Genomic DNA, 6,132 nt, shown 5'->3' with positions numbered 1-6,132 from the left:
GGCCGAACTCCTGCGGGGAGACGCCGAGCGCCGCGCACGCTTCCCGCAGGACCTGCTCCTCGGCCGGGGCGATGTACCCGTCCGCGCCCGCGACGATGAAGCCGGTCTGTACGACCGCCTTGGCCTCCGTCGGCTTCTTCGCCACCTTGGCGATCTCCTGCATGGCCTCGGTCTTTCCCTGCTGGAAGTTGAACGCCAGCTGGTCGGCATGCTTGTTGAACCGCTGCCGCAACTGGTCGGGCGGGAAGTTCCGCAGGACGTCGTTCTGCAGGATCAGGTTCTCCACATGCTGCCGTTCGGCCGGGTCGACCGACCCGTCGGCAGCCGCGACCAGGGCGCACATGGCCATGCTCGCGTCCCGGTAGGAGCCGCTCTTCAGCTCGGTCTTGAGGGAGCCGAGCTGGGTCTTGAGCAAGCCCACGAGCTGAGCCTTCGACCCCCCGCCGGACCTGGACCCGGACCCGGGCCGTCCGTGCCCGCCGGGGCTCCGCGCCCCTTGTGACTGCTGCTGCAGGCCCTTGGCCTGGTCCTTGATCCGGTCCCACATCGCCATTCGTGCCACCTCGGCTACCTGTTCAGTCGTCCGCGTGCGTTCCGCGCGTCCTTCGGTCAACGCCTGCCCGGCTTCCGGAGTTCCATGACCGCCGGAGCCGGTGGGTCCACTCCCTGGCCGGAACGGCGGGCGGGTCGCCGGGCCGGTCAGCTCTGCCGGGTCAGCCGGCCCCGTTTGAGCTGTAGCACTTCGTCCGCCGCGGTCGCGACGGCCTTGGCATGGGTGACGACGATGACGCACTTGCCGTCGTCGTGGGCGAGCTTCTGGAACACCTCGATGATCCCGTCGGCTGTGTCCGCGTCGAGGCTGCCCGTCGGCTCGTCGGCGAACAGGATGTCGATCTCGCAGGCGAGGGCCCGGGCGATGGCCACACGCTGCTGCTGGCCTCCGGAGAGCTGCGGAGGGCGCCGGTGCTGGTCGGCGGGGTCCACGCCGAGGAGGGTGAGGAGTTCAGCGGCACGCTGTTTCCGGTGGACACCCTTGACCTGGGTGATCTCCATGGCGGAGGTGATGTTCTGTGTCGCGGTCATGTAGGGGATCAGGTTCAGGGACTGGAAGACGGTGGCCGCGTGCCGGTTGCGGTAGCGGCCGAGCCCGATGTCGGTGATGTCACGGCCCTCGAAGCGGACGGTGCCCGAGGTCGGCGAGTCCAGGCCGCTGGCCAGGGAGAGCAGGGTCGTCTTGCCGGAGCCGGAGGAGCCCATGATCGCGTACATGCGGCCCGCCGTGAAGGTGTACGAAACGGAGTTGAGGACCGATCGGCGGCGGTTGCCGGACTGATAGGTGCGGGTGAGGCCGGACAGTTCCAGCAGAGGAGCGGTCATGTCACTGTCCCTTCGCGAGGATGTCACGCGGGTTCAGGCGCAGCACGCGCGCGCCGGGGATGAGCGTGGCCAGGGCGGCGATGCCGAGGCCGGTGGCGCCGACCTTGGCGATGTCCGAGGCGCCGAGCCGGACGTCCATGGAGTCGATCGGTTTGACCTCCTGTTCGCTTTCGCTTTCCTCGGGCGCGAATCCCCCGTTGGGGAGGGTGCCGCTCTGCCCGGACCCCTGGTTCCTGGCGTCCTCCTGCGCCGAGGAGACCTCGCTCGCGAGTAGCTGGTCCCCGACGCTCCGTGACAGGAACTGGCTGCAGGCGCCCGCGAGCCCGATGGCGAGAACGGCGCACACGACGATCTCTGTCAGATGCTGTCCGAGTACGCGGGGTTTGCGTTCGCCGAGCGCGAGCAGGATGCCCAGCTCCGAGCGGCGTTCGCGCAGCGACGAGGCGACGATCAGGGCGAGGATGACGGTGCCGCCGAGCGCGACGAGCCAGACGGTGACGGTGGCGAAGCCGGCGGTCTTGTTGATGGGGCCGACCAGGGTCCGGTACTGCTTGTCGTTGACCGAGAGCGGGAAGATCTCCGAGTCCAGGCCCGCGGCCTCGGCGGCCTTCTTCAGAGGCGCCAGATCCTCGGGGTCGCCCAGCGTGAAGCTGGCCTGGTTGACGATGCCGGCGTCTTTCCCGCCGCCCTTTCCGACGAGGGTGGTGGCACCGTCAGGGGTGGTGTACATCAGATTCGCCGGGCTCATGGGAGCGGGCGTGTTCGGTACGTCGGCTGTGCCGCTGCGGTAGATGCCGACGACCTTGAACTTGTACACGGTCGTGTCCGGCTTCTCGCCGGGCGGCGGCACATTCCCCACCAGGAGGTGCAGCAGGCCGCCGACCTGTACCTTGTTCGACTTCGCCATACGTTCCTCGATGACGATCTCGTCGCTCCGCCCGTTGGCGGCGATGCCGCGTCCGGCGACCAGTTTCGCGTCACCGTTGCGGAAGGCCGAAACCTGCTGCAGATCCCGAATGCCCTTCACCATGAAGTAGTCCTCGGCCTCGCCCGGGCGCGGTTGCGTCGTCCGGTAGAGCTTGGTCTGCTTGGTGGGGAAAGCGGCGGACTCGGTCGTGTAATTGCACCGCAGCACCACGGACGACTTGCAGACCTTGTCGACGAGAACGCGGCGCAGATCGCCCTCGGGTCCGATCATCGCGGGCGCGTTGCCGCTGGCGTCCTTGCCCATCTTCCCCTTTCTCGACAGGGCTTCGATGTCCAGCTGCATGCTCGCCACGGCGCCCACCCGCCGCTTCGTGTCATCGGTCGCCCGCGCCGCCGCCGACTGGATCAGAAAGCCGGAGAGGACGAGGGTGCAGATGACGAAGAAGACGCCGATGAGCATCAGTGTCTTCCCCAGGTGGCCGAACAGCCGCCACCACGCACGTTTGAAGAGGTTCATGGGCACGGACATTAGGCAGCGGTGTCTTTGCACCGCGTTTCTCCGGACGGGGCGGGGCTCCGGTTCTCATACACGGTTCACATACGGCATCTGATATACGTGGCAGCCGAATGGGGCGGGAGTACGGCGGAAGCCGGCGGTCACCGCGGAGTCCTGGAATTCACCGGAATCTGAGAAGGGTGGACGCACGTGCGGGTACTGGTGGTCGAGGACGAGTTGCACCTGGCGCGGGTCCTGGCCATGCGGCTGCGCCGGGAGGCCATCGCGGTCGATGTCGTGCACGACGGTGAGCAGGCGCTGGAGCAGCTCTCCGTACACGACTACGACACCGTCGTACTCGACCGCGACCTGCCCGGCGTGCACGGTGACGAGGTCTGCCGCCGGGTTGTCGCGGACGGCCTCGACTGCCGCATTCTCATGCTGACCGCCGCGGGCCGCCTCGGCGACAAGGTGACCGGCCTGGGTCTGGGCGCCGACGACTATCTCGCCAAGCCCTTCGAGTTCCCCGAACTGATCGCCCGGCTGCGGGCGCTGTACCGACGCAGTCCCATGGCGCACTCGCCGGTACTCACCTTCGCCGACCTCGCGCTCGACCCGCACCGCCGCCGCGTCACCCGCGGCGGCGCCGAGGTCCGGCTCTCCCCGAAGGAACGGGCGGTACTGGAACTGCTGATGCGCGCCGACGGCGGAGTGGTCAGCGCCGAGTACCTGTTCGACAAGGTCTGGGACGAACACGCCGACCCGGTCACCAACGCCGTCCGCCTCGTCGTGCACACCCTGCGCCGGAAGCTGGGCGAGCCGCGGCTGGTGCACACCGTGATCAGCACGGGCTACTACCTGGGGACCGAGTGAGGTTCCGCGCCGCGCTGGGGAAGCGGACGCGGCCCCGCGCGTTCAGCATCCATCTGCGCCTCTTTCTCTGCTTCGGCTCGGCGCTCGCGGTCTGCGCGGCGCTGATGGTCGCGATCATCTACGGCGGCATCCGCTATGTGCCGACGTACGACCTGGCCACGGTCACACCGCCGCCGGAACTCACCGCGACACCCGGGAAGTGGTCCGGGCTGCCCCGCGCGCAGCCCATGAGCGCGGAGCCGGGCGAGCCCGGGGCGATCCGTACCAAGGAGGATGTCTGGGCGGCCGTGCTCGCCGTCTCCGTCATCGGAGTCCTCCTGGTGACGGTGGTCGGACTCGCCGTGGGGTGGCTGCTTTCGCGGCGGCTGCTCGCGCCCCTGCGCACGATCAGCCGGGCCGCCGCCAGGGCCGGTGAGGGAGACCTGTCGTACCGGATCAACGCCGGGGGCCCACAGGACGAGTTGACCGAGCTGGCCGACACCTTCGACACCACGCTGGCCCGTCTGGAGGAGGCGTTCGACGCGCATCAGCGGTTCGCGGCGAACGCGTCGCACGAACTGCTGACCCCGCTCGCCACGACACGGGCGATCCTTGAGATGGCGGCCGCCGACCCGTCGCCGGAGGAGTTCGCGGAGCTGGTGCCGATGCTGGTGGAGACCAATGAGCGCAACATCCGCGTCGTCGAGGAACTGCTTCGGCTGGCCGCCGCCGAGCATATGGAGCACAGCCACGAACCGGTCGTCCTGGCCTGGCTCGTCGAGGAGGCCGCCGAGGGGCAGGACCTGGGCACGGTACGCCTGACGGTGGCGGCGGGGGACGACGGCGAGGTCCGGGGCAGCGGGGCCCTGCTGCGGCAGCTGGTGGTCAACCTCCTGGACAACGCGGTACGGCACAACACGGCGGACGGCTCGGTACAGGTCCGGGTGAGCAAGGCCGGTGACCGGGTGGTCCTGGAGGTGGAGAACACCGGGCCGGTCGTGGACCCGGACGTCGTGGACCGGCTCTTCGAGCCGTTCTACCGGGCTCAGCCGCGCATCGGCAGCGAACGGGGGCACGGCCTCGGACTCGCCATCGTCCGGTCGGTCGTGCGCGCGCACCGGGGGACAGTGACGGCGGCGGCGCGGCCCGCCGGCGGCCTCGGTGTCGTGGTGACGCTGCCTGCGGCAGACTGCTGAGATGCGGCCCGTCCCCGGCCGGGGGACCGCCCGAGCGCGCCGGCGGGGGCATCCGGGCCGCGGCCGACGGTGCCGTGGAGGCGCCTGGCGCATCCGCGTCCCCCGCACCGTCCCCGACAAGGCCGCCGGGTGCGCAACCGCGAGAACCCCGACTCGCAAGGCACCGCGCCGTGGCCACGAGATGCGCGAGTCAGGGAAAATATCCGGAGATCATGGGGAAACGCAGAATCTCCCGCGGCGTACGAAGGGTGAGTGTTACCAAGAGTCATGCCAGCACAGGGCGGAGTCTCCAGGGACGTCTACGACGTCGTCATCGTCGGTGGTGGGCACAACGGACTCGTCGCCGCCGGCTACCTCGCCCGGGCCGGGCGCTCCGTACTCGTCCTCGAACGCCTCGGCGTCACGGGCGGCGCGGCCGTCTCGACCCGGGCGTTCGCGGGCGTGGACGCGCGGCTGTCCCGCTACTCGTATCTCGTCTCGCTCCTGCCGTCGAAGATCGTCGACGACCTCGGGCTCGGTTTCGCCGTGCGGAAGCGTGCGGTCTCCTCCTACACGCCCACGGTCCGCGACGGCCGGGCCACCGGACTGTTCGTCGGCTCGGGCAGGGAACGCACACGTGCCTCCTTCCGCGCCCTCACCGGATCCGACGCCGACCACGACGCGTGGGAGGACTTCTACGGCACCACCGGGAACGTCGCCCGCGCCGTCTTCCCCACCCTCACCGAGCCGCTGCCCACCCGTGCCGCGCTGCGCGCCCGGATCGGGGACGACGCAGCCTGGAACATGCTCTTCGAGCAGCCGCTGGGCGTGTCCGTCGAAGAGCGCTTCCGGGACGACCTGGTGCGCGGTGTCGTGCTGACCGACGCCGTCATCGGCACCTTCAGCCACGCGCACGACGAGTCGCTCGCGCAGAACATCTGCTTCCTGTACCACGTCATCGGCGGAGGCACCGGGGACTGGGACGTACCGGTCGGAGGCATGGGGGCCTTCACCGACGCGCTGGCGGGCGCGGCCCGGGCCGCCGGGGCCGAGATCGTCACCCGCCACGAGGTCCTGCGCATCGAGCCGGACGACCCGCACTCCCAGGTCACCTACCGCACCGAGGCGGGCGAGGGCGGCGTCGCGGCCCGCAAGGTCCTGGTGAACGCCTCCCCCGAGGCCCTCGCCGAACTCGTCGGCGACGAGTTGGGCGCGAAGCGGGCCGCGGGGGCCCCCCTCAAGGTGAAAATGCTTCTGCGCCGCCTGCCCCGGCTGCGCGACACCACCGTCGACCCCCGCGAGGCG

At 70.0% G+C, this 6,132-nt stretch carries 6 protein-coding genes; 3 read left to right on the top strand and 3 right to left on the bottom strand.

From position 1 onward, the window contains the following. The 3 genes from ACWF94_RS30440 to ACWF94_RS30430 form a co-directional block, all read right to left on the bottom strand. On the bottom strand, window positions 1-553 hold a 553-nt coding region (locus tag ACWF94_RS30440), incomplete at its 3' end, for a tellurite resistance TerB family protein (protein WP_453495606.1). A 146-nt stretch (window positions 554-699) separates the two neighbouring features. Beyond that, entirely contained in the window at window positions 700-1,377 is a 678-nt protein-coding gene (locus ACWF94_RS30435; protein ID WP_453495603.1) for an ABC transporter ATP-binding protein, read from the bottom strand. A gap of 1 nt (window position 1,378) precedes the next feature. Beyond that, on the bottom strand, window positions 1,379-2,821 hold the full coding sequence (locus tag ACWF94_RS30430) for an ABC transporter permease (RefSeq protein ID WP_453495599.1): 1,443 nt from the start codon (window positions 2,819-2,821) through the stop codon (window positions 1,379-1,381). A gap of 189 nt (window positions 2,822-3,010) precedes the next feature. Here ACWF94_RS30430 and ACWF94_RS30425 point away from each other — a divergent pair, with 189 nt between their 5' ends. The 3 genes from ACWF94_RS30425 to ACWF94_RS30415 form a co-directional block, all read left to right on the top strand. Continuing rightward, the gene (locus ACWF94_RS30425) at window positions 3,011-3,673 is read left to right on the top strand and encodes a response regulator transcription factor (protein WP_453495596.1); all 663 of its coding nucleotides are present in this window, start codon (window positions 3,011-3,013) and stop codon (window positions 3,671-3,673) included. Then, window positions 3,670-4,848, top strand: coding sequence for a sensor histidine kinase (locus ACWF94_RS30420; RefSeq protein WP_453495594.1), 1,179 nt, complete (start codon window positions 3,670-3,672; stop codon window positions 4,846-4,848). Before ACWF94_RS30425 ends, ACWF94_RS30420 begins: the two co-directional genes overlap by 4 nt. A 267-nt stretch (window positions 4,849-5,115) precedes the next feature. Beyond that, window positions 5,116-6,132 (top strand): phytoene desaturase family protein (locus ACWF94_RS30415; RefSeq protein WP_453495592.1); only part of this gene is annotated, 1,017 nt, incomplete at its 3' end.

The organism is Streptomyces sp. NPDC055078, from assembly GCF_053607985.1.
The sequence above is the reverse complement of the archived record's forward strand: the minus strand, read 5'-3'. Positions and strand labels throughout refer to the sequence as shown.